The organism is Nonomuraea sp. bgisy101 (assembly GCF_057708945.1).
On the sequence record NZ_JBYITD010000006.1, the window covers coordinates 224,870 to 249,610 of the forward strand.

20 protein-coding genes are annotated in these 24,741 nt (G+C 70.9%); 11 read left to right on the forward strand and 9 right to left on the reverse strand.

The window, feature by feature from the left end; genetic code table 11:
• Entirely contained in the window at window positions 1-1,944 is a 1,944-nt protein-coding gene (locus AC3EO4_RS13855) for a hypothetical protein (protein WP_431895788.1), read from the forward strand.
• Window positions 1,945-2,046: 102 nt separating this feature from the next.
• Window positions 2,047-3,372, forward strand: a complete 1,326-nt coding sequence (locus tag AC3EO4_RS13860; RefSeq protein WP_431895790.1) for a hypothetical protein — start codon at window positions 2,047-2,049, stop codon at window positions 3,370-3,372.
• 279 nt (window positions 3,373-3,651) lie between these two features.
• On the opposite strand, the gene AC3EO4_RS13865 is transcribed toward AC3EO4_RS13860, so the two are convergent.
• The 7 genes from AC3EO4_RS13865 to AC3EO4_RS13895 all read right to left on the reverse strand — a co-directional run bounded on the left by AC3EO4_RS13865 (window position 3,652) and on the right by AC3EO4_RS13895 (window position 11,267).
• Complete coding sequence (locus AC3EO4_RS13865; RefSeq protein WP_431895792.1) at window positions 3,652-4,404, reverse strand: succinate dehydrogenase/fumarate reductase iron-sulfur subunit; 753 nt, start codon at window positions 4,402-4,404, stop codon at window positions 3,652-3,654.
• Window positions 4,401-6,278 carry a fumarate reductase/succinate dehydrogenase flavoprotein subunit gene (locus AC3EO4_RS13870; protein WP_379583143.1) on the reverse strand — a complete coding sequence of 626 codons (1,878 nt, stop codon included), beginning with the start codon at window positions 6,276-6,278 and terminating at the stop codon, window positions 4,401-4,403. The genes AC3EO4_RS13865 and AC3EO4_RS13870 overlap by 4 nt, the downstream gene beginning before the upstream one ends.
• A gap of 25 nt (window positions 6,279-6,303) precedes the next feature.
• On the reverse strand, window positions 6,304-7,089 hold the full coding sequence (locus AC3EO4_RS13875; RefSeq protein WP_379583145.1) for a hypothetical protein: 786 nt from the start codon (window positions 7,087-7,089) through the stop codon (window positions 6,304-6,306).
• Between the two features lie 150 nt (window positions 7,090-7,239).
• Complete coding sequence (locus AC3EO4_RS13880; RefSeq protein ID WP_379583147.1) at window positions 7,240-7,668, reverse strand: response regulator; 429 nt, start codon at window positions 7,666-7,668, stop codon at window positions 7,240-7,242.
• The gene (locus tag AC3EO4_RS13885; protein WP_379583149.1) at window positions 7,665-9,179 is read right to left on the reverse strand and encodes a sensor histidine kinase; all 1,515 of its coding nucleotides are present in this window, start codon (window positions 9,177-9,179) and stop codon (window positions 7,665-7,667) included. The genes AC3EO4_RS13880 and AC3EO4_RS13885 overlap by 4 nt, the downstream gene beginning before the upstream one ends.
• Window positions 9,180-9,184: 5 nt before the next feature.
• Window positions 9,185-10,312 carry a PP2C family protein-serine/threonine phosphatase gene (locus AC3EO4_RS13890; protein WP_431895796.1) on the reverse strand — a complete coding sequence of 376 codons (1,128 nt, stop codon included), beginning with the start codon at window positions 10,310-10,312 and terminating at the stop codon, window positions 9,185-9,187.
• 1 nt (window position 10,313) lies between these two features.
• Window positions 10,314-11,267 (reverse strand): LysR family transcriptional regulator, encoded by a 954-nt coding sequence (locus tag AC3EO4_RS13895; protein ID WP_379583153.1) that lies wholly within the window; start codon window positions 11,265-11,267, stop codon window positions 10,314-10,316.
• A gap of 143 nt (window positions 11,268-11,410) precedes the next feature.
• Between AC3EO4_RS13895 and AC3EO4_RS13900 the strand changes: the two genes are divergently transcribed.
• From AC3EO4_RS13900 to AC3EO4_RS13915, 4 genes are all read left to right on the forward strand, one after another.
• On the forward strand, window positions 11,411-12,181 hold the full coding sequence (locus AC3EO4_RS13900; RefSeq protein WP_379583155.1) for a succinate dehydrogenase cytochrome b subunit: 771 nt from the start codon (window positions 11,411-11,413) through the stop codon (window positions 12,179-12,181).
• The gene (locus AC3EO4_RS13905) at window positions 12,178-14,100 is read left to right on the forward strand and encodes a fumarate reductase/succinate dehydrogenase flavoprotein subunit (protein WP_379583157.1); all 1,923 of its coding nucleotides are present in this window, start codon (window positions 12,178-12,180) and stop codon (window positions 14,098-14,100) included. Before AC3EO4_RS13900 ends, AC3EO4_RS13905 begins: the two co-directional genes overlap by 4 nt.
• On the forward strand, window positions 14,097-14,837 hold the full coding sequence (locus tag AC3EO4_RS13910; protein WP_379583159.1) for a succinate dehydrogenase/fumarate reductase iron-sulfur subunit: 741 nt from the start codon (window positions 14,097-14,099) through the stop codon (window positions 14,835-14,837). Before AC3EO4_RS13905 ends, AC3EO4_RS13910 begins: the two co-directional genes overlap by 4 nt.
• Window positions 14,838-14,963: 126 nt before the next feature.
• Window positions 14,964-15,569: a response regulator transcription factor gene (locus AC3EO4_RS13915; RefSeq protein ID WP_379583161.1), complete on the forward strand. Its 606-nt coding sequence runs from the start codon at window positions 14,964-14,966 to the stop codon at window positions 15,567-15,569.
• Between the two features lie 2 nt (window positions 15,570-15,571).
• Here the strand turns inward: AC3EO4_RS13915 and AC3EO4_RS13920 are convergent, their stop codons facing one another.
• On the reverse strand, window positions 15,572-17,290 hold the full coding sequence (locus AC3EO4_RS13920; protein WP_431895800.1) for a sensor histidine kinase: 1,719 nt from the start codon (window positions 17,288-17,290) through the stop codon (window positions 15,572-15,574).
• Window positions 17,291-17,408: 118 nt separating this feature from the next.
• Here AC3EO4_RS13920 and AC3EO4_RS13925 point away from each other — a divergent pair, with 118 nt between their 5' ends.
• From AC3EO4_RS13925 to AC3EO4_RS13935, 3 genes are all read left to right on the forward strand, one after another.
• Window positions 17,409-17,777, forward strand: a complete 369-nt coding sequence (locus AC3EO4_RS13925) for a nuclear transport factor 2 family protein (RefSeq protein ID WP_431895802.1) — start codon at window positions 17,409-17,411, stop codon at window positions 17,775-17,777.
• Between the two features lie 427 nt (window positions 17,778-18,204).
• Complete coding sequence (locus AC3EO4_RS13930; protein WP_379583166.1) at window positions 18,205-19,893, forward strand: ABC transporter ATP-binding protein; 1,689 nt, start codon at window positions 18,205-18,207, stop codon at window positions 19,891-19,893.
• Window position 19,894: 1 nt separating this feature from the next.
• Window positions 19,895-21,652, forward strand: coding sequence for an ABC transporter ATP-binding protein (locus AC3EO4_RS13935; protein WP_431895804.1), 1,758 nt, complete (start codon window positions 19,895-19,897; stop codon window positions 21,650-21,652).
• On the opposite strand, the gene AC3EO4_RS13940 is transcribed toward AC3EO4_RS13935, so the two are convergent.
• Window positions 21,653-22,882 (reverse strand): alpha/beta hydrolase family protein, encoded by a 1,230-nt coding sequence (locus AC3EO4_RS13940; RefSeq protein WP_431895806.1) that lies wholly within the window; start codon window positions 22,880-22,882, stop codon window positions 21,653-21,655.
• 108 nt (window positions 22,883-22,990) lie between these two features.
• On the opposite strand from AC3EO4_RS13940, the gene AC3EO4_RS13945 reads away from it, so the two are divergent.
• The gene (locus tag AC3EO4_RS13945) at window positions 22,991-24,094 is read left to right on the forward strand and encodes a sensor histidine kinase (protein WP_431895808.1); all 1,104 of its coding nucleotides are present in this window, start codon (window positions 22,991-22,993) and stop codon (window positions 24,092-24,094) included.
• Window positions 24,091-24,741, forward strand: coding sequence for a response regulator (locus AC3EO4_RS13950; RefSeq protein ID WP_431895810.1), 651 nt, complete (start codon window positions 24,091-24,093; stop codon window positions 24,739-24,741). The genes AC3EO4_RS13945 and AC3EO4_RS13950 overlap by 4 nt, the downstream gene beginning before the upstream one ends.

Consider the following 24,741-nt stretch of genomic DNA (forward strand, 5'->3'; position numbering starts at 1 on the left):
GTGGACCGTGTCGGTGATCCCGACTGGGGCCAGTGGTTGAGGACGGGCGACGTCCTCCGCTTCAGGGTGGCCCTGAAGGGGGACGCGCGCGACGCCAGCGTGGCGGTCGCCGCCCATCCGCCGCATGCGCTGTCCGGGGTGGAATGCACCACGACACAGGCCCGTGCCGAGGGCGAGGCCGTATGGCCGGCGGGTTCTGACCCGTCCGTCCGCGCACTGGCCCCGGACATGAACGGAACCCACCGCACGCGGGTGACGGATGTCACGGAGAGTCACCACGCGCCGATGGCAGGCGATGGCGCGTGGGCGATGGACGCAGGGCGGAGCCACGGTGCACCGGCGGCGGGCGCCGACGGGTTCGACGGCCCGCAGGCGGCGGTCGCCGGGGCCGGCGACGGATCGGCGGCGGATTCCGTGGAGGGCGTGTCCGGCGCGAAGGTGTGCGCGCTGGGAGACGTCCAGGGGGAGCGGGCGTTCGACGTCGAGCTCACCGTCCCTGACGGGACGCAGGAAGTCGTGCTGGCGGCGGTGGCTCACACGGGAGGAGGCGAGGCCGGCGACTCGGAACTGCTCAGCACCACGGCAAGGGCTCCCGTCGGCCCCCACCCCTCTCCCTGGTTCGCCGAGCCGCACCCGGTGAACCTCCCCGCGGGAGGGTTCGCTGAGCCCCGCCCGGTGAACCATCCCATGGGCGGCTTCGCCGAGCCGCGCCCGGCGAAGTATCCCTCACCCATCTCCGCCGAGCCGCGCCCGATGCTGCAGCCCTCGACCGGAGTGTCCGGTGCGGGCACAGGGCGCCCGCCCGCCGCGCCCGCCCAGGTGACGGCGCCGCGCGCGGACGAACCCCGAGCCGTCGCAGGGATCGGGCAGCTCGCGGAGAGCAACGCCAAGGGTCTGCCCCAGCAGGCGCCCACGATGACCGGGCAGCAGACGTTGGCGGGAACCCAGCAGCCCGCGCAGGGTGTCCAGCAGCCCGCGACGGGCATACGGCCTCCCGCGACCACCGGGCAGCGGCCCGCGACGGGCATACGGCCTCCCGCCGCCGGAGGGCAGGTCGCTGCCACCGGTGCCAAGCAAGGTGCCCGGCCGCGCGTCCGGCCGGGTGCGCGGCCTCGGGTGAGAGGCGCCCAGCCCTCGGCGAGGGGTGCGCAGTCTCCGCTGACGGGCATGCAGTCTCCGGTGAGGGGTGCACAGATTCCGGTGACGGGCGTGCGGCCTCCGGCGGCGGGCATGCAGCTTCCCGCGACCGGCGGCCAGGTTCCCATGACCCGTGGCCAGCTGCCCACGACCCGCGGCCAGATGCCCGCGACTCGGGCGCAGGCTTCCGCGTCAGGGATTCAGGTTCCCGCGACCGGCGCTCAGGCTCCGACCGGGGCTCAGGCTTCCTCGGCCAAGGCCCGGACTCCGGCGGCCAAGGCCAAGGCGGGTGCGGCCAAGACGCAGACAGGCGCGGCCAAGGCCCAGGCGGGTGCGGCCAAGGCGGGTGCGGCCAAGGCCCAGGCGGGTGCGACCAAGACGCAGGCAGGCTCGACCAAGGGGCGGGCCGGTTCGACGCAGGCCCGGGGTCCCGTGTCGGGGGTTCAGTCTCCCGCTACCGGAGTACAGGCCCCTGCCTTGGGAGGGCAGGCGATGCCGATGACGGATGCGACGCTGACGGGCGCGGGGCAGTCCCAGGCGGTGCCGGGTGATGCGAAGGTGCGGCTGCCGCAGGTCGCCCCCGAACAGCCCGCCTCGAGCACCTACCCGCCGGTTCTCGGAGTACCGCTGCCGCGCGAGCTCGCGGTCCCTCCCAAGAAAGCGCAGGCCGCGAGCAGGACGGATCTCACCGAGGGCCTGAACGGCCTGCCGGTCCTGGCCGGCGGGCTCCTCGTACTGCTCGGCGGACTGTGGGGCGTGGCGAGAGCGCAACGAATCCGCGTCAGCCGGAAATCCCGACTGATGTAGTAAATCGGACTTTGCACTTACATTTACCGCTCTAGTATTCTTGTTGACCAAGGTTTCGGGAATACGCGGAGGGCAGCGTTGGCACCCAGGCGACTGACGGCCGTGTCCGCCCTTCTGCTCTCCCTAGGCATCAGCGGCGGCGTGGTGCTCACGGCGGTCCCGTTCATCGGCCAGGTCGCGAGCGCGTCCGTGGCGGCGAGGGATCCCGGCGACGTGATCCCGCCGTGCGACGCGGGTGAGAGCTGCGAGCCGACCGAGGTCGTCACCACGGTCACGATCACGAGCACGCTCCCGACGCCGACTCCGACGCCCACCGACCCCGTCACGACGGTGACGACCACGGTGACGCCGAAGGCCACCAAGACCACGAAGGCGCCGGATCCGACGACGGACAAGCCGACGACGCAGGCGCCGCCCGTGCAGCCGCCGCCGGTGGTGCCGTCGGCCGACGTCAGCGTGCCGCAGACCTCGGCCGAGGTCTCCGAGCCCGCCCCCACGTTCTCCTTCCCCGCGGTGCAGGAGACGCCGTCGCAGACGTCCACCGGGCCCTCCGCGGAGCCGTCCACCGCCGTCTCCGACTCGGAGGAGCTGGTGGTGCGGAACGCCGCGCCCGAGTACGACCAGACCCAGCTCAGCCGCAAGCTCGGCATCCCCGCGCTGGTGCTGGTGCTGCTCGCCCTGTTCGCAGTGCTCATCTTCGAGGGACGACTGCGCAGGCTGGCCCACGCCGCCGCCGTCCGCAGGGCGGGGCCGCAGGGGCCGGTGGGACGGCACCGCGGCGAGCCCGTTCCCGAGCCGTACGGGTACCCGGCAGGGCCCGGCTTCGCGGGCCCGGTCCCCGCCTACGCGCCGATCATCAGCTTCGTGCCGGTGCAGACCTACCCCGGTGGGCCCGCGCAGTACGCGCCCGTCTACCAGCAGCCCTTCCCTCAGGACCCCTCGATGTACGGCCCGCCGGCCGACTACCCCGCCTACGCCCAGCCCGGCTACCCGCAGCCTGAGCAGACGTACCCGGAGTACACGGAGCCGGAGTACACCCAGCCGGAGTACACCCAGCCGGAGTACGTCCAGCCCGAGTACGTGGAGAGCCAGGACCAGCCGCCCGGCGAGTTCAACGCCTTCCAGCCGCGCGAGTTCCAGGTGGCAGGGGACGACCCGCTGCCACCCGACGTGATGTCGGGACAGACGCAGTACCGCGACCTGTTCGAGCCGCTGGTACCGCCGGACCAGCCGCCGCTCGGCGACATCCCGCCGGGTGGGGACGCCCCCTACGACGACCCGCACCACCCCGGGCACGGCGCCGCCCTCGCGTCCTCGGCCCAGGAGGCGGGCGACGCCGAGCCGTGGAAGTTCGACGACGCGGCCCCGGTGGAGGACGGCACGATGATCCTCCCGTTGAGCGAGGACCGCGACCGCCGCGAGTTCTGACGCCCCGGGCCGCGCTCCGCGGGCCCCGGTGAGCGTCTGATGGGTCGCCGTGGCGGCGGGGAGCGAAGTCCTGCCGGAGAGGCGCACGGGGACAGGCGCGCGCCCACGACGGCGGTCGGCGCGTGACCCGGCGCAGCCGTACCGGATGGGTCACCCGCGGCGGATGACCGCGCCGACGGACCTGGACGCCCGCGGCGGCAGGGGGAGCGGCCCCAGTGCGGGCCGCGAGTCGAGAACGAGACGAAGGGCCGCCCGGGGATCGCGGGCGGCCCTTCGGGGTCAGCTCTGGCGCTTGAAGATCTTGCTGCCGAGCCAGACCAGCGGGTCGTACTTGCGGTCGACGACGCGCTCCTTCATCGGGATCAGCGCGTTGTCAGTGATCTTGATGTGCTCGGGGCAGACCTCGGTGCAGCACTTGGTGATGTTGCAGTAGCCGAGCCCGTGCTCCTTCTGCGCGGCCTCCTTGCGGTCGGCCACGTCGTACGGGTGCATGTCCAGCTCGGCGATCCGCATGAGGAACCTCGGCCCCGAGAAGGCCGGCTTGTTCTCCTCGTGGTCGCGGATCACGTGGCAGACGTTGTTGCACATGAAGCACTCGATGCACTTGCGGAACTCCTGCGAGCGCTCGACGTCCACCTGCTTCATCCGGTACTCGCCCGGACGCACGTCGGCCGGCGGCGTGAAGGACTGCACCTCCCTGGCCTTCTGGTAGTTGAACGACACGTCGCACACCAGGTCCTTGATGACGGGGAAGGTGCGCATCGGCGTGACCGTGATCGTCTCGTCCTCCGCGAAGGTGGACATGCGGGTCATGCAGCCGAGCTTCGGCTTGCCGTTGATCTCCATGGAGCAGGAGCCGCACTTGCCGGCCTTGCAGTTCCACCGCACGGCCAGGTCGGGCGCCTGCGTCGCCTGGAGGCGGTGAATGATGTCGAGGACGACCTCGCCCTCGTTGACCTCGACGGTGAAGTCCTCGAGCTTGCCCTCGCCGCCCTCACCGCGCCAGACGCGGAACTTCGCCTTGTAACTCATTCGATCCCGTCCAACTCTTCGTCGGTGAGGTACTTCTTCAGCTCGGCCGGCTCGAACAGGGCCAGCAGGTCGTCACGCATCGGGAGCTGTTGCTTCTCCTCGACGGTGACGGCCGAGCCGTCGGGAGCGGCGGCGCAGACCAGCAGCTTGCGCCGCCACTCGGGGTTCATGCCGGGGAAGTCGTCGCGGGTGTGGCCGCCCCTGCTCTCCTGGCGCAGCAGCGCGGCCTTGGCCACGCACTCGGAGACCAGCAGCATGTTGCGCAGGTCGAGCGCGAGGTGCCAGCCGGGGTTGTAGATCCGGCCGCCGGCCGCGCCGACGAGGTGCACGCGCTCCTTCAGCTTCTCCACGACCTCCAGCGCCTCGGAGACCTCGCTGGCCTTGCGGATGATGCCGACCAGGTCGTTCATGGTCCGCTGGAGCTCGTGGTGGACTTCGTAGGGGTTCTCGCCCGAGCGCTCGAGCGGGGCGAGCGCCTCGGCTCGCGCGCTGTCGACACTGTCCTGCGACACGGCCGGCCGCGCGGGCAGGGAGTCGACGTAGGCGGAGGCTCCCGCGCCCGCGCGCCTGCCGAACACCAGCAGGTCGGACAGCGAGTTGCCGCCGAGCCTGTTGGAGCCGTGCATGCCGCCCGAGACCTCGCCCGCGGCGAACAGCCCTGGGACGTCGGCGGCGCCGGTGTCCGCGTCGACCTCGACGCCACCCATGATGTAGTGGCAGGTCGGGCCCACCTGCATCGGCTCGGCGGTGATGTCGACGTCGGCCAGTTCCTTGAACTGGTGGTGCATCGACGGAAGCCGCTTGATGATCTCGGCGGCGGGCAGCCGGGTGGAGACGTCGAGGAAGACGCCGCCCTGGGGCGATCCGCGTCCGGCCTTCACCTCGGAGTTGATCGCGCGGGCCACCTCGTCACGCGGCAGCAGCTCCGGCGGGCGGCGGTTGTTGGCCTGGTCGGTGTACCAGCGGTCGCCCTCCTCCTCGGTGGTGGCGTACTTGTCCTTGAACACCTCGGGGATGTAGTTGAACATGAACCGCTCGCCGAGGGAGTTGCGCAGCACGCCGCCGTCGCCGCGGACCGACTCGGTGACCAGGATGCCGCGCACGGACGGCGGCCACACCATGCCGGTCGGGTGGAACTGGATGAACTCCATGTTGATGAGCTTCGCGCCGGCCAGCAGGGCCAGGGCGTGGCCGTCGCCGGTGTACTCCCAGGAGTTGGAGGTCACGACGTACGACTTGCCGATGCCGCCGGTGGCGAGCACCACCGCGGGGGCGTCGAAGAGCACGAAGTTGCCGGTCTCGCGCCAGTACCCGAACGCGCCCGCGATGGAGTCGCCGTCCTTCAGCAGGCGGGTGACCGTGCACTCGGCGAACACCTTGATGTAGGCCTCGTAGTCGCCGTGGTTCTCGTAGTCCTCCTGCTGCAGGGCGACGACGCGCTGCTGCAGGGTGCGGATCAGCTCCAGCCCGGTACGGTCGCCCACGTGCGCGAGACGCGGGTACTCGTGGCCGCCGAAGTTGCGCTGGCTGATCTTCCCGTCCTTCGTACGGTCGAACAGCGCGCCCCACGCCTCCAGCTCCCACACCCGGTCGGGAGCCTCTTTCGCGTGCAGCTCGGCCATGCGCCAGTTGTTCAGGAACTTGCCGCCGCGCATGGTGTCGCGAAAGTGCACCATCCAGTTGTCGTCAGGGTTGACGTTGCCCATGGCCGCCGCCGCGCCGCCCTCGGCCATGACCGTGTGGGCCTTGCCGAACAGCGACTTGCACACGATCGCGGTGCGCTTGCCCTGCTGACGGGCCTCGATGGCGGCCCGAAGTCCCGCGCCGCCGGCGCCGATGACGACGACGTCGTATTCGTGACGCTCGATTTCCACTTGAGATCCCACGTGTTCCGGGTCCTTATGCGTACGGGAAGTTGATGATGCCCTTGGCCACGAGGCGGACGTAGAGGTCCGCGCCCATCACCGAGAACATCGATGCCCACGCCAGCGGCTGGTGCTTGGCGTTGAGCTTGGAGACGAACGTCCAGGCCTTGTAGCGCAGCGGGTGGCGCGAGAAGTGGTTGAGCCGTCCCGCGGTGATGTGCCTGCAGGAGTGGCACGACAGCGTGTACAGGTTGATCAGGATCGCGTTGGCGATCAGGATCCAGGTGCCGAGCCCGAGCGGCTTGTGGACCAGTGCGAGCACCGCGTCGTAGGCGAGGATGAGGCCGATCACGATCGCCGCGTAGAAGAAGTAGCGGTGGACGTTCTGCAGGATCAGCGGGAAGCGGCCCTCGCCCGTGTACTTGCCGTGCGGCTCCTGGACGGCGCAGGCCGGAGGCGACAGCCAGAACGAGCGGTAGTAGGACTTGCGGTAGTAGTAGCAGGTGAACCGGAACCCGCCGGGCAGGCCGAGGATCAGCAGGCCTGGCGGCAGGGTGTACCAGTCCCCGAACGGCGCGAACCCGAGGAAGCGGGCTCCCTCCGGACACGAGGTCGCCAGGCACGGGGACGAGAACGGTGCGATGTAGGGGTCGACGAAGTAACTGCCGTCGATGATCGCCCACACACCGTAGACAAGAAAGGACATCAGCCCCAAGAAGGTCAGCAGTGGCGCGAGCCACCACCGATCACTGCGCAACGTGCGCACCGTGATCCTGGCGCGCTCTCTCCTGACCTGGGGTTCAGAGGTCGTCTGGGTCATCGCGGATCTCTCCACCTCCCGCGGAATGGGTGCTACGAGGGTGGTGGAATCACTCGCCTCTCGCGCATTGGTGGGGGATACGTTACGACGATGGCATCGGGTTGTGTGAGAAGCATCACTCACTTTTTGGATGCCCGGCTGTGATTCCCGTCACCCCTGCCCGCTGCGGGGAAGTTTAACCACACTGACGAAGAAGTCGTCGATCTGCCTGACGACCCTGATGAACTGGTGAAGATCCACCGGCTTGGTCACGTAGGCGTTGGCGTGGAGGCGGTAGCTGTGCAGGATGTCCTCCTCCGCCTCGGAGGTGGTGAGGACCACGATCGGGATGCTGCGCAGGTCGGGGTCGCCCTTGACGTCGGAGAGCACCTCCCTGCCGTCCTTGCGGGGCAGGTTGAGGTCGAGCAGCATCATGTCGGGCCTGGGCATGGCCGTGTACTCGCCCTGTCTGCGCAGGAAGGCCATGGCCTGCTCGCCGTCGTTGACGACGTACAGGCTGTTGCGCACCTGGTTGAGCTCGAACGCCTCCCTGGTCAGGAGGACGTCGCCAGGGTCGTCCTCGACCAGTAGCACGTTCATGGGTCGCTCCTGCCCGGAAGGGTCCACCGCACGGTCGTGCCGCGGCCCTGCCCTTCGTGGTTGTCCAGCCAGATCCGGCCCCCGTGATACTCCACGATCTTCTTGCACAGCGCCAGTCCGATGCCGGTTCCGGGATAGCGGTCGCGGGTGTGGAGCCTCTGGAAGATCAGGAAGATCCGCTCGGCGTACTTGTCCTCGATCCCGATCCCGTTGTCGGCGCAGGAGAACTCCCACATGCCCTCGGCGTCCCTGCGGGCCTCGACGCGGACGACGGGCGGCTCGTCGCCCCTGAACTTGACGGCGTTGCCGACGAGGTTCTGGAACAGCTGGGCGAGCTGGCTCCTGTTGCCCGTCACCTCGGGCAGCGGGCCGCAGGTCACCTCGGCGCCCGTCTCCTCGATCTGGGTGGCGAGGTTGGCGACGGCGTCGGCCATCGGCAGGCCGGCGTCGAGCGGCACCTTCTCGCCGCCGATCCTGCCGACCCTGGAGAAGTCCAGCAGGTCGTTGATGAGCAGCTGCATCCGCTTGGCGCCGTCGACGGCGAAGGCGATGTACTGCTTGGCCCTGTCGTCGAGCTGGTCGCCGTACCGCTGCTCCAGCATCTGGGTGAAGCTGGCCACCTTGCGCAGCGGCTCCTGCAGGTCGTGGCTGGCGACGTAGGCGAACTGCTCGAGCTCGCCGTTGGAGCGCCTGAGCTCCTCGGCCTGCTCGTCCGACCGCCGCCACTGGGCCAGGATCCTGCGGCGCATCGCGTCGATGTGGCCCGCCAGTTCCGCCAGCTCGGCGGGCCTGTCGATGCGCAGCGGATGCTCGAAGTCGCCGTGGGCGACCGCGCGGACCTGGGCGGTGAGGTCGGCGACGGGACGCAGCACCACGTGCCTGACGATGAAGCCGATCAGCACGAGCAGGGCCACGAGGACGGCGGCCAGCACGCCGAACGCGAACGTGGAGCTCCTGGCCCTGTCGTTCAGCCGGGCGCTGCTGGTGGCGTGGAGGTTCTCCAGGTAGGTGCGCTGGGCGCTGATCGCAGCGCGCACCTCCCCGAACCTGACGCTGTTGACGCCGGCGTTCTCCCTGGTGAGCGGCGTGCCTTCGATGACGGGCTCGCCGTACTGCGCGCGCCACGCGGCGGCCGCCTTCGTGATGGCGTCGAGTCTGGGCCCTGGCACGAGGCGGTTGATGCGGCGGACGGCCTCGTCCTCGTCGGCACGGGCCTGCCGGTAGACGGCGACGTACTGGGGGTCGGTGGTCAGGCCGAAGCTTCTGGCCGCCCCCTCCTGGGCCGACAGCGCGACCGACAGGTCGAGCGTGGCCAGCGTCGCGGGGTCGACGACCTCGATCACCGTGCGACGCGCGTCGGACAGCTGGCTCAGCGTGCCCATGGTCACCGCCGCGCCCGCCAGGAGGACGAGCAGGCCGACCACGCCGGCGAACAGGAACCAGCGTCCGATCGGCAGCCTGCCGTACCCCGTGGGCGGCTTGGGGGCGGGCAGCGGGCGCAGGGCGGACACGCGGCTCATCCCTTCCTCGCGATCAGCACGGCGGCGAGATCGTCGCTGAGCGCCTCTCTGTTGATCTCCGTGACGCGCTCGATCAGCCTGTCGAGGTCGATGCCCTCCTGCTCCTCGATGATCGACAGTAATCCCTCGGTGCCGAGCAGGTCGGGCCCGCCGTCGACCGAGGCCTCGATCAGCCCGTCGGTGTAGACGAGCAGCGACCACTCGTCGCCGAGCGGCACGTCGATGGCCTTCCACTCGATCTCGGGGAAGATGCCGAGCGGCGGCCCCGAAGGACCGCCCCTGACGACGTCGATCTCGTCCCCTCTGATGAGGACCGGCGGGGGATGGCCGACGAGGTGCATCGTCGCGTGGCGCAGGCCCGGCTCGATGGTGGCGGTGCAGAGCGTGGTGAAGATCTCGGGAGACCTGCGCTCGTGCCTGAGCACGGTGTCGAGCGTCCGGAGCGCGTCGTTGCCGTGCCGTCCCGCCAGTGTCAGCGTGCGCCAGGCGATGCGGAGCGCGACCCCGAGCGCGGCCTCGTCGGGGCCGTGGCCGCACACGTCGCCGACCACGGTGTGGATCGCCCCGTCGGGGCCCTGGACGGTGTCGTAGAAGTCGCCGGCCAGCAGCGAGCGCTGCCGTCCGGGGAGGTAGCGGGTGTGGTGCTCGACAGAACCGGGCGCGAGCAGCGGCACGGGCAGCAGGCCGTGCTCCAGGCGGGTGTTCTCCCTGCGGATCAGTTCCGACTGGATGAGCCGCTGGTGGGCCAGGTCGGCGCGTTTGCGTTCGAGGGCGTAACGGATGGCCCTGGCCAGCAGGCGGGCGTCGACGTCCCCCTTGACCAGGTAGTCCTCGGCGCCCTCTGCCACCGCCGCGATGCCGACGTGCGCGTCGTTGAGCCCGGTGAGCACGAGCACGGCCACGTCCGGCGCCATGGCCAGCACGTGGCGCAGCGCCTCCATGCCGCTCGCGTCGGGCAGCGAGAGGTCGACGAGAACGCACTGGATGTCACGGGTGAAGCGTTCCTTCGCTTCGGCCATGCTGCGCACCCACGTGATCCTCGGCGGCTTCTCCACCTCCTGCAGCAGCTCCTCGACCAGGAACGCGTCGCCTGCGTCATCCTCGATGAGCAGCAGAGGCGGCATTTCAGGCAGGCCGTGTGCTGTCACGTACACCTCTGATGAGCTCGACGCCTTGGGGGAGTTCGCCCCCATGTTCCGCTTCCGCGAGGAAGAAGAGCAAGGTGGCGCGGAAGGCCTGGGCCGCCCTGGTCTGTTCGACGTCCTTGCGGTGCGCCAGGGCGATCGTACGGCGCAGCCCCGGCGGCGCGAGGGGGATACCCGTCAGGCCCGGCCGGCCGTCCAGCACCATCGACGGCACCACCGCCACCCCGAGGCCCGCCTCCACGAAGCGCAGCACCGCGTCCATCTCGCCGCCCTCGACCGCGAACCTGGGCTCGAACCCCGCCTGCCTGCAGGCTGCCAGCGTCGCCTCCCGCAGGTCGTAGCCGCGCCTGAACATCACCATGGGCCGCCCGCGCAGGTCCTCTATCCGCAGGTACGGCCTGCGCACGCGCTCATGCGAAGGCGAGGCGACCACGAGGTTCTCGCGCAGGATCTCCTCGGTCACCAGGGCTGGGTCGTCGCTCTGCAGCGGCATGATGATCACTGAGAGGTCGAGCTGCCCCCTGGCGAGCGCTCTAACCAGGTCACGCGAGCCGCCCTCCTCCACCAGCAGCTCGATGCCCGGATATTCGCGATGGAAGCGCGCCAGCGCGTCGGCCAGCAGTCCCGCGCAGAGCGACGGGGTGGCGCCCAGCCGTACCCGCCCCCTCCTGAGCCCCGCCAGCTCGGCCACCTCCTGGCGGGCGGTGTCGGCGTCGGCCAGCATCCGGCGCGCCAGCGGCAGCAGCGCCTCGCCTGCGGCGGTCAGGGCGACGTTGCCCCGCGCGCGGGAGAACAGCGGCGCCCCCAGCTCCGACTCCAGCGCCTTGATCTGCTTGCTCAGCGAGGGCTGCGCCACGCGCATGCGCTCAGCGGCCTGGGTGAAGTGCCTCGTCTCCGCCACCGCGACGAAGTAGGCAAGCTGCTGGAGCTGCACTTTCCACAGCGTAGGGGGTGTGAGATTGGTCGCACGGCAGCGGGTGCCATGCCGCGCTCTACCGGAGGAATAGCCGTAGGCTATCGAAACCAGAACCGTGATGACTTGGACGGATAATGCCAGCGTAATTAGCGTCGGAAGACGTGACAGCCACGATTGAGCGCGGATCCGCCACCGCGCCGGTTACCTCCCCAGCCAAGGCGCCCAAGCCACCGGCCAAGCCTTCAACGTCCAAGAAGACCGGCGGGTTCCTGGGCTCCTCGAACGGCAAGAAGGCCGTGATGGCCGTCACGGGCGCCATCCTTGTGCTGTTCCTGCTCCTTCACATGGCCGGCAACCTCAAGATCTTCCTCAGCAAGGCCTCCTTCGACGAGTACGCGCACTTCCTGCGCGTCATGGGCGAGCCGCTCGTGCCGTACCGCACGGTGCTGACGCTCACCGAGGTCGTCCTGTTCGTCAGCGTCGTCCTGCACATGTGGGCGGCCATCACGCTGGCCAGGCGCGCGTCCAAGGCCCGCCCGGTGAAGTACGCGGTCAAGAAGTCGCAGGCCAAGGGCTACACCACGCACATCATGCGGTTCGGCGGCATCACGATCGCGCTGTTCGTCATCTGGCACCTGCTCGACCTGACCTTCGGCGTCGTCAACCCGGCGGGCTTCGACTCCAACCCGTCCGAGCGGCTGATCGACGGCTTCCAGCCCGGACGCTGGTGGGTGACCGTCTTCTACGTCGTCGCCGTCGTGATGGTGGGTCTCCACCTGCGCCACGGCCTGTGGAGCATGTTCCAGACGCTCGGCTGGTCGAACGGCAGCCGCTACAGGACGCTGAACGCCGTGGCAGGCCTGATCTCGGCCGTGCTGGTCATCGGCTTCCTCGCCGTGCCGTTCGCCGTCATGACTGGAGTGGTGAAGTGAATTACACCGAGGGTCCCGACATCAGGGACACCAAGGCTCCCTCCGGGCCGATCGAGGAGCGGTGGGAGAAGCGGAAGTTCAGCGCCAAGCTGGTCAACCCGGCCAACAAGCGCAAGCTGAACGTCATCGTGGTCGGCACGGGACTCGCGGGCGGCTCGGCCGCCGCGACGCTCGGCGAGCTCGGCTACAACGTCAAGTCCTTCTGCTACCAGGACTCGCCCAGGCGCGCGCACTCCATCGCCGCGCAGGGCGGCATCAACGCCGCGAAGAACTACCGCGGCGACGGTGACTCGATCTACCGGCTGTTCTACGACACGGTCAAGGGCGGCGACTTCCGCGCCCGCGAGTCGAACGTCTACCGGCTCGCCCAGGTGTCGGTGAACATCATCGACCAGGCCGTCGCCCAGGGCGTGCCGTTCGCCCGCGAGTACGGCGGGCTGCTCGACACCCGCTCCTTCGGCGGCGCCCAGGTCTCCCGTACCTTCTACGCGCGCGGCCAGACGGGCCAGCAGCTCCTGCTCGGCGCCTACCAGGCGCTGGAGCGGCAGGTGGCGGCGGGCACCGTGGAGATGTTCACCAGGCACGAGATGCTCGAGCTGATCGTCTCCGACGGCAGGGCGCGCGGCATCATCGTCCGCGACATGGTCACCGGCGAGATCGAGCGGCACACGGCCGACGCGGTCGTGCTGGCCACCGGCGGCTACGGCAACGTCTTCTACCTGTCGACGAACGCCAAGGGCTGCAACACCACGGCGATCTGGCGGGCGCACGAGAAGGGCGCCTACTTCGCCAACCCCTGCTACACGCAGATCCACCCGACCTGCATCCCGGTCTCCGGCGAGTACCAGTCGAAGCTGACGCTGATGTCGGAGTCGCTGCGCAACGACGGCCGGGTGTGGGTGCCGCTGTCCAAGGGCGACTCGCGGGCTCCGGGGGAGATCCCCGAGGAGGAGCGCGACTACTACCTGGAGCGGATCTACCCCGCCTTCGGCAACCTGGTGCCGCGTGACATCGCCTCCCGCGCCGCCAAGAACGTCTGCGACGAGGGCCGCGGCGTCGGCCCCGGCGGGCTCGGCGTCTACCTGGACTTCCGCGACGCGATCAACCGCCTCGGGCGCGACGCCGTCGAGAAGAAGTACGGCAACCTCTTCGAGATGTACGAGCGCATCACCGGCGAGAATCCCTACGACACGCCGATGCGCATCTACCCCGCCGTCCACTACACGATGGGCGGCCTGTGGGTGGACTACGACCTGCAGTCCACGATCCCCGGCCTGTTCGTGATCGGCGAGGCGAACTTCTCCGACCACGGCGCCAACAGGCTGGGCGCCTCCGCGCTGATGCAGGGCCTGGCCGACGGCTACTTCGTCCTGCCGACCACCATCGGCGACTACCTGGCCAACGGTCCCTACGGCGAGGTCGACGAGGAGGCCGTCGCCGAGGCCGAGATCAAGGTCCGCGAGAAGATCAACAAGCTGCTGTCGATCAACGGCACCCGCACTCCCGACTCCTTCCACCGCGAGCTCGGCAAGATCATGTGGGACTACTGCGGCATGGAGCGCACCGAGGAGTCGCTGCGCAAGGCGCTGGAGCTGATCCCCTCGCTGCGCGAGGAGTTCTGGCGCAACGTCAAGGTCTCCGGCACCGCCGAGGAGCTCAACCAGGTGCTGGAGAAGGCAGGGCGGGTCGCCGACTTCTTCGACCTGGCCGAGCTCATGTGCCTGGACGCCCTGGTCCGCACCGAGTCGTGCGGCGGCCACTTCCGCGCCGAGTCGCAGGACGCCGACGGTGAGGCGCTGCGCGACGACGAGCACTTCGCGCACGTGTCGGCGTGGGAGCGCGGCCCCGAGGGCCCGGTGCTGCACAAGGAACCGCTCGAGTACGAGTACGTCAAGATGAGCCAGCGGAGTTACAAGTGAACCTGACCCTCAAGGTCTGGCGCCAGAGCGGTCCCGACGACGCCGGCCGGATGGTGACCTACCAGGCCAAGGACGTGTCGCCGGACATGTCCTTCCTGGAGATGCTCGACGTCGTCAACGAGCAGCTGATCCTCTCGGGCGACGACCCGATCGCCTTCGACCACGACTGCCGCGAGGGCATCTGCGGCATGTGCGGCATGGTGATCAACGGCGTGGCGCACGGCGAGCAGCGCGCCACCACCACGTGCCAGCTGCACATGCGCCACTTCGAGGACGGCGCCACCATCACCATCGAGCCGTGGCGTGCCGCGCCGTTCCCCGTGGTGAAGGACCTGGTCGTCGACAGGTCGGCGTTCGACCGCATCATCCAGGCGGGCGGCTTCATCTCCGTTCCCGCCGGCTCGGCCCCCGACGCGCACAGCCTTCCCGTGCGCAAGGAGGACGCCGACGACGCCTTCGACGCGGCCACCTGCATCGGCTGCGGCGCGTGCGTGGCGGCCTGCCCGAACGGCTCGGCCTCGCTGTTCACCGCCGCGAAGATCACTCACCTGTCGCTGCTGCCGCAGGGCCAGCCCGAGCGCATCACCCGCGCCAAGGCGATGGTGGACCAGATGGACGCCGAGGGCTTCGGCGGATGCACCAACACCGGCGAGTGCACGGCGGTCTGCCCGAAGGGGATCCCGCTCGACACCATCGCCAGGATGAACGGCGACTTCCTCAAGGCCAACTCCAAGTAGTCCACGCGCGCCGCGAGCCGTACCCCCTGCCCGGGGTACGGCTCGCGGCGTTCCGGGGCCGCCGCCCGATAGGGCATGCTGTGCACGCGACGCCATGGAGGCGGCAGACGTGGGGGTTGGCGGCGAATGATCCGGGTGCTGTTGGCCGAGGACCAGCGGATCCTCCTCGAGGCACTGGCGACGCTGCTCGCCCTCGAATCCGACATGGAGGTCGTCGCCACCGTGGAGACGGGCGACGCGATCGTGCCCGCCGCGCTGGAACACCGTCCGGACGTGGCGGTGATCGACATCGACCTGCCGGTGACCGACGGGATCACCGCCGCGGCGGCGCTGCGCGAGCGGCTTCCCGCGTGCGCGACGGTGATCCTCACCGCCCTGGCCAGACCCGCCCACCTGAAGCGGGCGCTGGCGGCGGGTGTGGGCGGATTCCTGCCGAAGGAGACCACGCCCGAGAACCTGGCCGAGGCGATCCGCAAGGTGCGGGCGGGCGAACGGGTGGTGGACCAGCGGCTGGCGCTGGCCGCGCTCGAAGCGCCGGAGAGCCCGCTGACCCCGCGGGAGGCGGAGATCCTCCGGCTGCTCGCCTCCGGAGCCGACGCCGCGAAGATCGCCGCCGATCTGTTCCTGTCCGAGGGGACCGTGCGCAACTATCTCGCGTCCGCGGTGACCAAGCTGAACGCACGCAACAGGCTCGACGCCGTCCGCATCGCCGGAGACGCGGGCTGGCTCTGACGTCAGGCCAGCTCGGCGGAGATCGTGAAGCGGCCGCCCGCCAGCTCGGTGGCGAGTCTGCCGCCCGCCGAGGTGACGCGTTCGCGCAGGTTGGCGAGGCCGAGGCCGCCGCTGTCCGCCGCGGGCCTGACGCCGTCGTTGACCACGGTCAGCCGCGAGGGCGTGCAGGTGATCGTGACGTGCATGGCGACGCTGTGACGTAGCAGGTTGGTGACCGACTCCCTGAGCACCGGCGCCAGCGCCGCCGGGGGATGGCCGCTCACCTGGATGTCCACCTCGATGCCCGCGGCCTCCAGTACGGCCCGTGCCGCCTCCAACTCCTCGGGGAAGGACAGGTCGCCGGACGAGCGCGCCACGGCGTAGGACTCGTCGCGGACCCGCCTGCTCAGCTCGACGAGGCCGTCGAGATCGGCGCGGGTGTGGCCGGTCCGCAGCAGGACGTCGCACCTGAGCGCGATCGCCGACAGGCCGAAGCCCATGAGGTCGTGCACGTCGCGCGAGAGCCGCAGCCTCTCTGTCAGCACGGTCATCCTGACCAGCCGCTCCCTGCTCTCGTGCAGGTCGGCGGCCAGGTCGGCCAGCTTCGCCGCCCCGTAGAGGTTGATGATCATGGCCAGGCTGGCCGCGACCCAGTAGACCCTCACGACGACGGCGTCGTAGCCGGCCGCCGCTTCGGCGGGGATGCGCATCGTGCCGATGACCGTCATGACCAGCCCCGCGAGCAGGAACGACCACGGCGGTCTGACCTTGAGCAGGAACGAGACGGCTACGAAGCCGGCTATCGCGCCCCACTCCCAGCCCAGGAAGCTCATGGGCACCAGCGAGAGCGCGGCCTGGAGCGGCAGGAGCCATCGGACATGGCGTGGCCACACCACCACGCCGACCTGCAGGAAGGCGACGGCCAGCACGAGGGGGAGGTAGCCGAGCCGCTGCAGGCCGATGTTCGCCTGGGTCTGCCAGACGTGCATGGTCAGCGTGACCACCAGCGCGCCGTACATCAGCAGGGGTCTAGGCGGCTCGCGGGTGGGAACGGACGTGTCGCGGTGGCCCACGGCCACCTCGCGCACCTTTCCGAGCGTGGCGCGGGCGAGGCCGGCGGCGCGCCGGATCTCATGGGCGGCCTCCCGGTCGTGGTCCCTCGCCCGTTCCAGCGCGGCCGTGATCGCGGACAGGTGGTCGCCGAGCGCGCCGCGCAGCCGTACGGCGGCGCGCAGCCGTTCCTGGGCGAGGGTCTCCCGCGACAGCTCGTCGCGGGTGGCGTGCAGCCGGCCGGTCAGCCTCGCCATGTGCACGAGGATGAAGCAGGCGAGCCCCGCGTTGAGGGCCGCGACGAACGGCCACGCCAGGTCGCCCACGGTGTGGGCCGGCCACCACGACGTGTGCACCGCGGCGGCGACGACGCCCGCCACGATCGACAGCGGCCAGCGGATCCAGTGGTGGACGGCGAGCAGGAGGGTGGCCACGATGAAGCCGCTCCCCACGTGCCACATGCCGGACAGGAAGGCCGGCGGTCCGTAGGTGAGCGCCGTCTGCGCCGCCACGTACCACCAGCCCCCGCGCGCGGCCCCGGCCGCCACCACGACGACGACGATCTGGAGGGCGAGGAGCGTACCCACCACCAGGGCGTGGGACACGGTCGGGGCGATGGCCAGGTTCCTGGTCATCATGACGACCCAGTAGGCGACCAGCCAGGCGGCCACGATCATGCGCGGCATGTGCATCCCGCACGTCCTTTCCCCCGCGGACCGCAGTCCGACCTCGCGCACCGCGCACTACAACCGTCCCGGGCGTCCCGAGATGCTTGAGGCGTACCAAAACTAGCCCAAACGGGGATATTTCATGACTGATATCAGTGGTGTCGTCGAGCGGTACCTGGCGGCGTGGAACGAGACGGACGCCGACGCCCGCGCCAAGCTGGTCGCGGACCTCTGGACCGAGGACGGCGGCTACACCGACCCGCTGGCCGCGGTGACGGGACACGAGGCGATCAGCTCGCTCATCGGCGGGGCGCAGGGCATGTTCCCCGGCTTCGTCTTCACCCCGGGCGGTCCCGTGGACGGACACCACAACCTCGTCAGGTTCACCTGGAACGCGGCGCCGGCGGGCATGACCGAGCCCGTGGTCGTCGGGTTCGACGTGGCGGTGCTGGACGAGGACGGGCGCATCGTCCAGGTCCACGGCTTCCTCGACAAGGTCCCCGCCTCCTGACGGATCGCCCCCGGGGATCGGGAGGCGGTGCCCGGTCCTCTCGGGCAGGATGGCCGGGACGGCTCCCGAGTCATGACATCGGAGGAAACAGGCATGCACCTGCACTTCAGGGGGACGATCCTGCCCGAAGACGACGTGCGCGACCTGTGGGTGGTCGGCGACCGCCTGACCTTCGACCGGCCCGCGGGCGAGTCGGTGACGGTGATGGCTCGGCCTTCCTGGTCTGGCCGAAGGCGGGCTCGCCGATCTGGTCGTCTACGCGGCCGATCCCCGCGCCGAGCCGGAGGTCCTGCGATACCCCCTTCACGTCGTGCTGCGCGGGCGCAGGGCCGTCACCAGGACGCCCGCGGGGGAGTGACCCCTGTGGCTGGAGGGGACGGAAAACCGATTGCCTGATCAGCGGGAACTTTGTCAATCTTGACGGGCTATGCGCTCCCTACCCCATGCCGATCCCGGCACCCCTGACTTCCGCACGCCCATGCGCTACCTCCTCTGGACGGCGCGCAGCCAGGCGGGCGCCCTTGCCGTAGGCATCGGATACGCCACGCTGTGGTGGCTGGCCCAGGCGCTCATGCCGCATGTGCTCGGCAGGGGCATCGACGCGGTCCAGGGCAAGGACTCCAGCGCCCTGGTGACCTGGTCGGCCGTGCTGTTCGGGCTGGGGCTCGTGCAGGCCTTCGCGGGCATCATGCGCCACAGGCTCGCCGTCTACAACTGGCTGGCCGCCGCCTACCGCACCGTCCAGGTGACGACCAGGCAGGCGACCAGGCTGGGCGCGACGCTGCCCAAGCGGCTGTCGACGGGTGAGGTGGTGAGCGTCGGCAACTCCGACATCGCCCACATCGGCAACTCGATGGACATCCTGCTGCGCGGCACGGGCTCGGTCGTGGCGATCGTCACGGTGACCGTGATCATGATCTCCACCTCGCTGGAGCTCGGGCTGCTGGTGCTCATCGGCGTGCCGCTGATGGCGGTCGCCGTCGGACCGCTGCTCAAACCGCTGCACAAGCGGCAGCAGGCGCACAGGGAGCTCCAGGGCGAGCTGTCCACCAGGGCCGCCGACATCGTCGCCGGCCTGCGCGTGCTGCGCGGCATCGGCGGCGAGCAGGTCTTCTCCGAGCGCTACCGCGAGGAGTCCCAGCGGGTACGGCACGCGGGCGTCCGCGTGGCGCGCGTGGAGTCGATGCTGGAGGGCGCGCAGATCCTCCTGCCGGGCCTGCTGATCGCGATCGTCACCGGCATCGGCGCCTCCTTCGCCATCGGCGGGCAGATCAGGACGGGCCAGCTGGTCGAGTTCTACGTCTACGCGGTCTTCCTGATCGGCCCCATGCGCACGCTCACCGAGGCCGCCGACAAGCTCACCAAGGGCCACGTCGCCGCCCGCAGGGTCGTCAGGATCCTGGCGATCGAGCCCGAGGTGTCCGGCGGCGGCGAGTCCTCGCAGGGCGGCCTGCTGCACGACGTCAAGAGCGGTGTCTCGGTCCAGCCCGGCGTGCTGACCGCCATCGCGGCCGGCACGCCCGAGGACGCCATCGAGATCGCCGACCGCCTCGGCCGCTACACCGACGGCGAGGTCTCCTTCGGCGGCACCGACCTCGGGTCGCTGCCGCTGAGCGAGGTCCGCGCCAGGGTTCTGGTCGCCGACAACAACGCCAGGCTGTTCGCGGGCAGGCTCCGCGACGAGCTCGACGTCCGCGGCGGCGCCTCGCAGGAGGCCGTACGGCGGGCGCTGCACACCGCGTGCGCCGAGGACATCGTGGAGGCGCTCCCCGACGGCCTCGACGCCCACGTGGCCGAAGCGGGGCGGGAGTTCTCCGGCGGTCAGCAGCAGCGCCTGCGCCTGGCGAGGGCGCTGGTCGCCGACCCCGAGGTGCTCATCCTGGTCGAGCCGACCAGCGCGGTCGACGCGCACAGCGAGGCGCGCATCGCCGACCGGCTGGCCAGGGCGCGCGCGGGAAGGACGACGCTGGTCTGCACGACCAGCCCGCTGGTGCTCGACCGCACCGAGCACGTGATCTATGTGGAGGGCGGCAGGGTGATCGCCGAGGGCGCGCACCGTGAGCTGCTCGCCACCGAACCCGCCTACGCGGCGACAGTGACGAGAGGGGAGGACTGACATGGCTCGGGAGATTCTTCCCGTCGCCGACCAGGCGCAGGTGCGTGCCTACGCCCGGCGGCTGACGTTGAAGTACCCGCGTGAGCTGACCTTCGCCCTCGCGCTGCACGCGCTGGCCGCGGTGGCGGGGCTCGCCGTACCGTGGCAGCTCGGGCGGCTGGTGCAGGACGTGCAGGAGGGCGCGGACGTCAACGGCGTCCTGGTGGCCGTCGGCATCGGAACGTTCCTGGTGTTGCAGTCTGCGCTGGTCCGCTTCGCCGTGCTGGCCTCCTCCAGGCTCGGCGAGAAGGTGCTCGCCGAGCTGCGGGAGGAGTTCGTCGAGCGGGTGCTGGCGCTGCCGCTGTCCACGGTCGAGCGGGCGGGCTCCGGCGACCTGATCACGCGGACGTCGCGCGACGTCGACTCGCTGTCCAGGACCGTCCGCCACGCGGTGCCGGAGACGCTGATCGCGCTCGTCACGGGGGCGATCACCGTCGGGGCGATGTTGCTGGTCAGCCCGCTGCTCATGCTGCCGATGCTGCTGGCCGCACCCATCATCTGGATCTCCACCCGGTGGTACCTCAACCGGGCGCGCGACGGGTACCTGCGTGAGAACGCCGCCTACGCGGACATGACGGAGGGACTGGCCGAGACGGTCGAGGGCGCCCGCACGGTCGAGGCCCTCGGCCTGCAGGACAGGCGGCACGCCCGCACCGACGGCGACATCTCGCGCTCGTGGGCGGCCGAGCGTTACACGCTGGGCCTGCGCACGGTGTGGTTCCCCGCCGTCGAGCTGGGCTACGTGATCCCCGTGGTCGTCGCGCTGCTGGTCGGCGGGATGTTCTACATCAACGACTGGGTGACGATCTTCCAGGTCACCGCGGCCGTCCTGTACGCGCAGCAGCTCATCGACCCGCTCGACAGGTTCCTGATGTGGATCGACGAGCTGCAGGTCGGCGGGGCCGCGATGGCGCGCCTGCTGGGCGTGGCCAACGTGCCGGACGACCGTACGGCCGGCGCGGACGCCCCGCGCGGCGAGCACCTGGTGGCCACCGACGTCAGGTACGCCTACCGCGAGGGGCACGACGTCCTGCACGGCGTCTCGCTGTCGCTGCGGCCCGGGGAGCGGCTGGCCATGGTCGGCCCCTCCGGAGCGGGCAAGTCGACGCTCGGCAGGCTGCTGGCCGGCATCCACGGCCCGCGCACGGGCGAGGTCACGGTCGGCGGCGTGCCGCTGGTCGACCTGCCGCTCGACGACCTGCGGGGGCACGTGGCGCTGGTGACCCAGGAGCACCACGTCTTCCGCGGTTCGCTGCGCGACAACCTGCTGATCGCCAGGCCGTCGGCGTCGACCGACGAGGTGCTGGAGGCGCTCGGGGCCGTCGACGCGATGGAGTGGGTGGACTCGCTGCCCGAGGGGCTCGACACGATGGTCGGCTCGGGCGGCACGGCGATCTCGCCCGCGCACGCCCAGCAGCTCGCGCTGGCGAGGCTGGTGCTGGCCGATCCGCACACGCTGGTGCTGGACGAGGCGACGTCGCTGATCGACCCGCGTGCCGCGCGCAACCTGGAGCGGTCGCTCGCGGCCGTCCTCGACGGGCGCACCGTGATCGCGATCGCGCACCGGCTCTACACCGCGCACGACGCCGACCGGGTGGCGGTCGTGGAGGACGGGCGCATCAGCGAGCTGGGCTCGCACGACGAGCTGGTCGCCGAGGGCGGCTCCTACGCCGCCCTGTGGGCCAGCTGGCACGGCGCCCCCGCGCCGACCGCGCGCTGATCACTTCCAGAAGCGCACCTCGGGGTAGGCCTGGGACGGGCCGTCGAGCAACGGCCCGTCCTTGCCCTTCAGCTGCCGGTCGACGAAGGCGGCGACGTAGGCGCGGGTGATCTTCAGTGCGCGCTCGCCCTCGATCGCGCTCCCGGGAAGGCCGAGTTGCGGCCTGAGCACCGCGTAGTCGACGAAGGCCGCGTGGTCGGTCCCCTTCACGGTGATCCACCGCTTCCACCCCTTGAGGTTGGCCCACGACTGCTTCCACGTGGTGTCACGGCCCTCGGGCGTGTGGTCGGTGGTGCCGACCATCATCACCGGCCTGTCCAGCTCCGCCACGACGGGATGGAACGTCCCGTCGAGGTTCACCGCCGCCTTCACCCTGCTGTCGGCCAGCAGCGACTGCACGGCGCTGTTGCCGCCCATCGAGTGGCCGACACCGACGATCCTCGCCCGGTCGGCGAGCCCGCGCCCGATCAGCTCGTCGAGGACGAACCGCAGGTCGGCGACCCTCACCCCGGCGACCTTCGCCCCGTCCTGGCCGCGCACGCAGGCCAGGCAGGTGGTGGTCCGGCCGTCGGGGAAGGTCGTGGCGACCGACTCGTAGGTGTGCTCGACGGCCGCCACCAGGTAGCCCCTGGCGGCGAGGTCCTCGGCCAGCGAGGTCAGCGTGGCCTTCGGGAAGGTGAAGCCCGGTGACATCAGCACCAGCGGCATGCGCCGGCCCTTGGGCGGAGGGGTCTGCCTGGCGTGCGTCCTGGTCCTGACCAGCGCGTCCGGCGGCACGTCGAAGCCCTTCAGTACGGCCGCGGACTCCTCCTTCGTCATGTACGGCGCGCGCCTGCCGCCAGGCTTGGTGGCCGGGTACCACAGCGAGACCAGCAGCTCACGCTCGCCGGCGTCGGGGTTCCACGGGTCCGGGCGGGAGGCGTCGACCAGGTGCAGGGTGGTCGTGCCGACGGGTCGGTCGCCCGTCGGCTCGGGCAGTGCCGGCTTGGCGGCGTCGCGGGCGGTCCAGGCCGGGGCGGTCCCGGCTCGTGCGGTCCCGGCGTGGGCGGTCCCAGCGCGGAGGGCCTCGGTCTGGACGGTCCCGGTCTGTGCCGTCCCTGCCCGTGCGCTCCCGGCCTGTGCCGTCCCGGTCCGGGCGGTCTCGGTCCGGGCGGTCTCGGCTTGGGCGGCGGCCGTGCCGTTCGCCAGCACGGCGGTGGACAGGGCTGCGACAACGAATGCGTTCCTCATGCGGATCAATCTGGCCGCCGCGACGGCGGATGGCCCGACCCGATCGTCTATCGCGATTTACGACTTTCGTCGTAAGAAGTCCGGATCGCTGCGCCGTACGCTCGGAGCATGTTGCTCGGCGCCGTGGTGTTCCTGACCTCCTTGGGCGTCGTCAACGGCCAGATGGGAGTGCCGTCCGACCTGCCGTGGCCGCTGACGACGCTGATCGCCGCTCTCGCGGGCGTGGCGGCGCTGTACGCGCGGCGAGCGTGGTGGCCGCTGGCCGTCGTGGGCGCCGTCGCCTACGTGGCGCTCGCGATGTGGCCGCCGCTGCTCGTCGCCTCCTACCTCGCCGGCACCACGTTGCGCGAGCGGCGGACCGTCGCCGCCTGCGCGGGCGGCGCGGTGGCCGTGGTCGGCCTGTCCACCTGGGTCTCGGGATGGCTCGGCGGCGAGCGGGAGCTGATGACCGGCACGTTCGCCAACGCCGCGCTCATGGGTGTGGCGGTGGTCGGGCTGCCGCTGGTCCTCGGCCTGTGGGTCAGAGCCAGGCGGGAGGTGCTCGCCGCCGCCAGGGATCGTGCCGACCGCCTCGAACGCGAGCAGGTCATGCGCGCCGAGCAGGCGCGCGCCCAGGAACGCGCCCGCATCGCCCGCGAGATGCACGACGTCGTCGCCCACCGGGTCTCGCTCATGGTCATGCACGCGGGCGCGCTCGAGGTCGGCACCTCGGACCAGCGGACGGCGGAGGCGGCCGCCCTCATCGGCGACATCGGCAGGGAGGCGCTGACCAACCTCCGCGACGTGCTCGGCGTCCTGCGGGCGCCGGCGCAGGCCGTGCCCCGGGGGCCGCAGCCCACCCTGGCCGACCTCGACGAGCTCCTCGACCGGTCACGCGCCCTCGGCATCACCCTGACCAGGCACGACGAGGGCGAGGCCCGCGCCGTCGGTCTCACGGCCGAGCGCACCGCCTACCGCGTGGTGCAGGAGGCGCTCACCAACGTCCACAAGCACGCGGGCGAGACCGCCGCCGACGTCGCCGTGCGCTTCCTGCCGTCCTCGCTGGAGGTGGTGGTCTCCAACCAGCCTCCCGTACGGCAGGCCGTCCCCCTCCCCGAGTCGGGCTGGGGGCTGGTCGGGCTGCGCGAACGGGTCGAGCTGGTCGGCGGCACCCTCCACGCCGCGCCCCGCCCGGACGGCGGCTTCGAGCTGCGTGCCAGGATTCCCGCGTGATCCGCGTCCTCATCGCCGACGACGAGGCCCTCGTCCGCTCGGGTCTGCGGTTGATCCTGGAGGCCGCGGGCGACATCGTGGTCGTCGGCGAGGCCAGGGACGGCGCCGAGGCGATCGCGGCCGCGGCGCGGCTGCGGCCCGAGGTCGTGCTGATGGACGTGCGGATGCCGGGCACCGACGGGCTCGCCGCCGCGGCCCGCCTCCTCGACGCGCCCGACGCCCCCAAGGTGGTCATGCTGACCACGTTCGACCTGGACGAGTACGTCCATGAGGCGCTGCGCATGGGGGCGGTCGGGTTCCTGCTGAAGGACACGCCGCCGCGCGAGCTGGCCGCGGCCGTACGGACCGTGGCGGGAGGGCAGGCGATGCTGTCCCCGACGGTCACCAAGCGGCTGATCTCGGCGTTCGTCGACCGGGCGCCGTCGAGGGCGGAGTCGGCGAGGCGGCGGCTTGCCTCGCTGACGGGGCGGGAGGAGGACGTGGTCAGGGCCCTGGCCAGGGGCCTGTCGAACGCGGAGGTGGGCCGCGAACTCCACCTGACGGAGGCGACCGTGAAGGCCCACGTCAGCAGGGTGCTGGCCAAGCTCGGCCTCGCCAACAGAGTCCAGGCCGCCATCCTCGTCCACGACGCCGACCTGGGTGTCTGA

Excerpts from the sequence above, each read along its gene's own strand:
- AC3EO4_RS13865 (WP_431895792.1), bottom strand. The coding sequence starts at position 4,404 with ATGAGTTACAAGGCGAAGTTCCGCGTCTGGCGCGGTGAGGGCGGCGAG.
- AC3EO4_RS13875 (WP_379583145.1), bottom strand. The coding sequence starts at position 7,089 with ATGACCCAGACGACCTCTGAACCCCAGGTCAGGAGAGAGCGCGCCAGG.
- AC3EO4_RS13880 (WP_379583147.1), bottom strand. The coding sequence starts at position 7,668 with ATGAACGTGCTACTGGTCGAGGACGACCCTGGCGACGTCCTCCTGACC.
- AC3EO4_RS13890 (WP_431895796.1), bottom strand. The coding sequence starts at position 10,312 with ATGCCGCCTCTGCTGCTCATCGAGGATGACGCAGGCGACGCGTTCCTG.
- AC3EO4_RS13915 (WP_379583161.1), top strand. The coding sequence starts at position 14,964 with ATGATCCGGGTGCTGTTGGCCGAGGACCAGCGGATCCTCCTCGAGGCA.
- AC3EO4_RS13920 (WP_431895800.1), bottom strand. The coding sequence starts at position 17,290 with ATGCACATGCCGCGCATGATCGTGGCCGCCTGGCTGGTCGCCTACTGG.
- AC3EO4_RS13925 (WP_431895802.1), top strand. The coding sequence starts at position 17,409 with ATGACTGATATCAGTGGTGTCGTCGAGCGGTACCTGGCGGCGTGGAAC.
- AC3EO4_RS13930 (WP_379583166.1), top strand. The coding sequence starts at position 18,205 with ATGCGCTCCCTACCCCATGCCGATCCCGGCACCCCTGACTTCCGCACG.
- AC3EO4_RS13935 (WP_431895804.1), top strand. The coding sequence starts at position 19,895 with ATGGCTCGGGAGATTCTTCCCGTCGCCGACCAGGCGCAGGTGCGTGCC.
- AC3EO4_RS13940 (WP_431895806.1), bottom strand. The coding sequence starts at position 22,882 with ATGAGGAACGCATTCGTTGTCGCAGCCCTGTCCACCGCCGTGCTGGCG.
- AC3EO4_RS13945 (WP_431895808.1), top strand. The coding sequence starts at position 22,991 with ATGTTGCTCGGCGCCGTGGTGTTCCTGACCTCCTTGGGCGTCGTCAAC.